Source organism: Paraburkholderia sp. BCC1885 (assembly GCF_900996235.1).
Lineage (GTDB): Bacteria > Pseudomonadota > Gammaproteobacteria > Burkholderiales > Burkholderiaceae > Paraburkholderia.
In genome coordinates, this window is record NZ_CAAJGM010000200.1 from 1 (window position 1) to 251 (window position 251).

Below are 251 nucleotides of genomic sequence, written 5' to 3' on the forward strand. Positions count from 1 at the left end.
CGGACTCGCTTTCGCTACGCCTGCCCTAATCGGTTAAGCTTGCCACTGAATGTAAGTCGCTGACCCATTATACAAAAGGTACGCCGTCACCCCCTTGCGAAGGCTCCGACTGTTTGTATGCATGCAGTTTCAGGATCTGTTTCACTCCCCTCCCGGGGTTCTTTTCGCCTTTCCCTCACGGTACTGGTTCACTATCGGTCGATCACGAGTATTTAGCCTTGGAGGATGGTCCCCCCATCTTCAGACAGGAT

The 251-nt window shown here is 53.0% G+C and carries 1 rRNA gene; it reads right to left on the minus strand.

Annotation, left to right across the window (positions count from 1 at the left end):
• Positions 1-251: ribosomal RNA gene (locus FQ755_RS17650) — 23S ribosomal RNA — on the minus strand; the annotation flags it as partial.